The 4,698-nt window shown below is 61.4% G+C and carries 5 protein-coding genes and 1 pseudogene; 5 read left to right on the top strand and 1 reads right to left on the bottom strand.

What is annotated here, in order from left to right:
• The coding region (locus AC1DWI_RS14255) for a kinase/pyrophosphorylase (RefSeq protein WP_477725062.1) at positions 1 to 510 on the bottom strand (510 nt) is incomplete at its 3' end.
• Between the two features lie 219 nt (positions 511 to 729).
• Here AC1DWI_RS14255 and ppsA point away from each other — a divergent pair.
• The 5 genes and pseudogenes from ppsA to AC1DWI_RS14230 all read left to right on the top strand — a co-directional run.
• On the top strand, positions 730 to 3,129 hold the full coding sequence (gene ppsA, locus AC1DWI_RS14250) for a phosphoenolpyruvate synthase (protein WP_477670998.1): 2,400 nt from the start codon (positions 730 to 732) through the stop codon (positions 3,127 to 3,129).
• A gap of 184 nt (positions 3,130 to 3,313) precedes the next feature.
• A complete protein-coding gene (locus AC1DWI_RS14245) occupies positions 3,314 to 3,610 on the top strand; it encodes a hypothetical protein (RefSeq protein ID WP_477670997.1) in 297 nt (98 codons plus the stop codon).
• Positions 3,601 to 4,206: a tetratricopeptide repeat protein gene (locus AC1DWI_RS14240; protein ID WP_477670996.1), complete on the top strand. Its 606-nt coding sequence runs from the start codon at positions 3,601 to 3,603 to the stop codon at positions 4,204 to 4,206. The genes AC1DWI_RS14245 and AC1DWI_RS14240 overlap by 10 nt, the downstream gene beginning before the upstream one ends.
• A complete protein-coding gene (locus tag AC1DWI_RS14235) occupies positions 4,193 to 4,450 on the top strand; it encodes a DUF4212 domain-containing protein (protein ID WP_477670995.1) in 258 nt (85 codons plus the stop codon). The genes AC1DWI_RS14240 and AC1DWI_RS14235 overlap by 14 nt, the downstream gene beginning before the upstream one ends.
• A pseudogene (locus AC1DWI_RS14230) lies at positions 4,451 to 4,698 on the top strand (cation acetate symporter); the annotation flags it as partial.

Below are 4,698 nucleotides of genomic sequence, written 5' to 3'. Positions count from 1 at the left end.
GTACTGCATGGCCAGGTAAAGCGAGGTCGGCGTCTTGCCGCTGCGGCTCACGCCCACCAGAATGACGTCCGAACCGGCCAGGTCGCGGTTGCTCTGGCCGTCGTCATGCGCCAGCGAGAAATTGATCGCCTCGATGCGGTCGTCGTATTCCTTGCTTTTGGACGCGTCTGAAAACCGGCCTACCCGGTGGTTGGACTTGATGCCCAGCTCACCCTCCAGCGGCGCCACAAACATGCCGAACATGTCCAGCAGCATGCCGTTGCAGTGGGCCTTGATGACCGCGAGGATCTCCATGTTCACCAGCGTCGTGAAGACGATGGGGCGTTTGCCCTCGACTTCGGCCGTGTGATTGATCTGCCGGATCGCCTGGTGGGCCTTGTCCACGCTGTCGATAAAAGGCAGGCGCACGTGGCGCGGCTTGAATTCAAACTGCGCCAGGATGGCGTTACCAAAGGTTTCAGCGGTGATGCCGGTACCGTCAGAGATGAAAAATACGGTGCGTTGGGACATGGGAAGGGGATAAATGAGGGACAGGGAGGGGAAATAAGGGTTTCGCTGGTTGAAAGCCGGGTGAAAGCCTGACACGGCACGCCGGGCCCGAGGCCCCTACAATCGTGGCAATTATCCAGTTTGTCACATCATGCCCCGCCACAACCCCTTCCAACAACAACAAGGTTGCTTGCCGCGCATGGTGAATTCCCCGGTTTTTAAACCTCCCGGAGTATTTTCATGTCCAAGCTGTTTGAGGCGACCGCCCTGGTCGTACCGTTTGAAAACCTGAGGATGACAGACGTCGAGTCTGTCGGCGGCAAGAACGCCAGCCTCGGCGAAATGATTTCGCAACTGCCGACCGGCCCGAACGGGGTTCGTGTTCCCACCGGATTTGCCACTACGGCCCACGCCTTTCGCGTGTTCCTGGCGCATGACGGCCTCGACAAAAAAATCAACGGCGTGCTGGACACGCTCAACACCGATGACGTGCGTGCGCTGGCCGAAGCCGGCGCCAAAATCCGCAAGCTGGTGGAAGCCCAGCCTTTCCCGGCCGATCTGGAAAAAGCCGTTCGCGACAGTTTTGCCGCCCTCAGCGCCGGCAATGCCCAGGCCAGCTTTGCGGTGCGCTCATCCGCCACGGCAGAGGACTTGCCGGACGCGTCGTTTGCCGGCCAGCAGGAAACCTTCCTGAACGTCGTCGGCATCGAGGACGTGCTGCACAAGATGAAAGAGGTGTTCGCCTCGCTGTACAACGACCGCGCCATCAGCTACCGGGTTCACCAGGGCTTTGCCCATTCCGACGTGGCGCTTTCAGCCGGTATCCAGCGCATGGTGCGCAGCGACAAGGGTGCTGCCGGCGTGATGTTCACCATCGACACCGAAAGCGGCTTTGAAGACGTGGTGTTCATCACCTCCAGCTACGGCCTGGGCGAGACGGTGGTGCAGGGCGCCGTCAACCCTGACGAGTTTTACGTGCATAAACCCATGCTCAAAGCGGGCAAACGCGCCGTCATTCGCCGCAACCTGGGCAGCAAGTTGCTGCAGATGGAGTTCACCAGCGCCGACGAGAAAAAAGCCGGCGGCAAGCTGGTCAAGACCACTGATGTGCCGACCGAGCTGCGCAACCGCTATTCGCTGAACGACACCGACGTCGAGCAACTCGCCCGCTATGCATTGATCATCGAGGCCCACTATGGCCGCCCGATGGACATCGAGTGGGGCAAAGACGGCATCGACGGCGAACTCTACATCCTGCAGGCGCGCCCCGAGACTGTGAAGAGCCAGTCCAAGGGCAAGGCAGAGCAGCGCTACAAGCTCAAGGGCACCGGCACCGTGCTGGCAGAAGGCCGCGCGATCGGCCAGAAGATCGGCACGGGCGCGGTCCGCATCGTGCACGACATCAAGGACATGGACCAGGTGCAGGCCGGCGACATCCTGGTGACCGACATGACCGACCCGAACTGGGAACCGGTGATGAAGCGCGCCAGCGCCATCGTGACCAACCGCGGCGGGCGCACCTGCCACGCCGCCATCATCGCGCGCGAGCTGGGTATCCCGGCCGTGGTCGGCTGCGGCGACGCCACCGAAACGCTGAAAGATGGCATGCTCGTCACCGTGAGCTGCGCTGAGGGCGATACCGGTAACATTTATGACGGTCTGCTGGAAACCGAAGTGACGGAAGTGCAGCGTGGTGAGATGCCGCCTATCGACCTGAAGATCACGATGAATGTCGGCAACCCGCAGCTGGCGTTTGATTTCTGCCAGATCCCCAATCACGGCGTTGGCCTGGCACGGCTGGAATTTGTCATCAACAACAACATCGGTGTGCACCCCAAGGCGATTCTTGATTACCCCAATGTGGATGCCGACCTGAAAAAAGCAGTGGAAAGCGTGGCGCGCGGCCATGCCTCGCCACGTGCCTTTTATGTCGACAAGGTGACCGAAGGCGTGGCCACGATCGCGGCAGCCTTTTGGCCCAAGCCGGTGATCGTGCGTCTGTCGGACTTCAAGTCCAACGAATACCGCAAGCTGATCGGCGGCTCACGCTACGAGCCCGAGGAAGAAAACCCGATGCTGGGCTTTCGCGGCGCATCGCGCTACCTTAGCCCCGATTTTGGCGAGGCCTTTGCCATGGAGTGCGAGGCGCTCAAACGCGTGCGCAACGACATGGGTCTGGTCAACGTCGAGGTCATGGTGCCATTTGTACGCACCCTGGGCCAGGCCAAAAAGGTCACGGACCTGCTGGCCCAGCACGGCCTCAAGCGCGGCGAGCAGGGCCTGCGCGTGATCATGATGTGCGAGGTGCCCAGCAACGCCATACTGGCCGACGAGTTCCTCGAGTTCTTCGACGGTTTCTCGATTGGTTCGAACGATTTGACCCAGCTCACGCTGGGCCTGGACCGCGACTCCGGTCTGGACATCCTGGCCCAGGATTTTGACGAACGCGACCCCGCCGTCAAGGCCATGCTGAGCCGGGCTATCCAGGCCTGCCGGCGCGCGGGGAAATACGTCGGCATCTGCGGCCAGGGCCCCAGCGACCACCCGGACTTTGCGCAGTGGCTGAAGGACGAAGGCATCGGCTCCATCTCGCTGAATCCCGACACGGTGATCGCCACCTGGAAGCAACTGGCCAACTGAAGACGGTTGACATGAATTGAAACGGTGCGCTGCGGAGAGATTCGCAGCGCATTTTTTTTGCGTCGGAACCGCGCGACCGAGGGAAAACCCGCGATGGCAGGAGGTTTCCCGGTAAACAATTGGCAATACCTCCGATGACAATCGGAATCGTTGCCTTCATCCCTTCATCTGTTTGTCGTGAGCCATGCTTGCCGTCACCACTACCATCAAACTGCTCACTGAAATTGCTCTGCTTGCGTTGGCCGGGCAATGGGCAGTAGGCCTGCTGGCAGGCGCGGCGAAGGACAGCAATCCGTTTTATCGCGTGCTTCAGCTGGTGGGCTTGCCTTGGGTCAAGGCAGCACGCTGGATATCTCCGCAGGTCGTGATGGACCGTCACTTGCCGCTGGTGGCCTTTTTGGTGCTGCTGCTGGTGTGGGCCATTGCGGCCATCGCCAAAATCCGCATCTGCCTGGAGATCGGGGTGGCACTGTGCAAATAGACGCTGCCCTTCAATACGGTTTTCTGAAAATACGCGCACTGCTTTTGCTCGCCTGCGCCAAACGGCCTGCCGCGCTGGCCGTCTTTGACCAGATGCTGCAACTGCGCCCGGCAGACCCTTATGCGCTAGCCAGCCGCGGCCATGTGGCGGCGCAGCTCCAGCTCACACAAGAGTCCGTTGCCAGCCTGCAGCAATTGACCGCCGTCAGGCCCGGCCATGCCGCGGGCTGGTTCAACCTGGGTTATGTGTTGCAGCAGGCGGGACGCCATGATGAGGCCGGGCCGGCCTTTGAGCGCGCGGTGGCACTGGACGCGCGCCTGGACCAGGCCTGGTATGGCCTGGCGCTGGTGCACATTCAGGCGCACCGGTTTGAGGAAGCCGCCGAGGCCCTGCAAAAGAACACAGTCCTGCAGCCCTTGAGCCCTTACGGCTGGTACCGGCTCGCGCAGGTGTGGCTGGCGCTGGGCCAGCCCGCCAAGGCGCGCAAGGTGATTGCGCACTTGAGTCGCTTTGAGCCGCGTGTGGCGGCCCAGTTCGAGCGCGAAAACGAGGCCCTTTTTGCGGCCACCGGCCAGGCAGCCCATGCAGCCCACTGACAGCCACCGTCGTTACTGGCGCAAGAACCTCGCCGTAACGGCGGTGCTCCTCATGATCTGGTTCAGCGTTACGTTCGGCGTGAGTTACTTTGCGCGCGCGCTGAGCTTCACTTTTTTTGGCTGGCCTTTCAGCTTCTGGATGGGTGCGCAGGGCGCCCTGGTGGTGTATTGCCTCATCGTCGGCTTTTATGCCTGGTACATGAACCGGCTCGACATCGAGCATGACGTGGCGGACGAGGACTGAATGGGCGGCTTTTTTGGTTCGCGCGACGGCGTCATGCTCTCGAGCCAGCAGTTCAAAAAGCAGCTGGACCGCGTCTACCGCTGGTACACGCTGGGCCTGGTGGTGTTTGTGGTCGTCCTGGCGCTTCTGGAACGTGCGGGCCTGCCGCGCCTCTGGATAGGTACGGCCTTTTTGCTGGCCACCATCGGCCTCTATGCGGGCATAGGCGTCATGAGCCGCACCACCGACGCCTCCGAATACTATGTGGC

It is taken from the genome of Polaromonas sp. P3_C2 (assembly GCF_056402675.1).
Note: the sequence above shows the minus strand (reverse complement) of the source record. Positions and strands in the feature narration are given on the sequence as shown.